Here is a 229-nt window from a genome sequence, read left to right as displayed (position 1 = left end):
GCTGATATCCTTCTCGATCATCTTCAGCGTAAAGGACGCTTGCATTTTACTGGTGTCGATCGGCTGCATATGTTCATCCAGAATTGTAAATACAGCGCCTTCCTTATGTATCAAATGAGCTGCTGCCGACTTCGTTTCCTGGATATAGACGAAATACTGGGGCAGAGAAATAAATTCCTGTTACTCCTGGTCCATAACATATTCCTCGATGGCGCATTCGCCGGCCTCT

Annotated in this window: 1 pseudogene; it reads right to left on the bottom strand. The window is 45.9% G+C overall.

Going from position 1 to position 229, the window contains the following annotated elements:
* Window positions 1-171: pseudogene (locus tag KVT34_RS31540) on the bottom strand (putative sporulation protein YtxC); the annotation flags it as partial.
* Window positions 172-229: the final 58 nt, after the last annotated feature.

Source organism: Paenibacillus sp. GbtcB18, assembly GCF_019091125.1.
Taxonomy (GTDB): domain Bacteria; phylum Bacillota; class Bacilli; order Paenibacillales; family NBRC-103111; genus Paenibacillus_F; species Paenibacillus_F chitinolyticus.
This window is presented reverse-complemented; position numbering and strand designations above follow the sequence as displayed.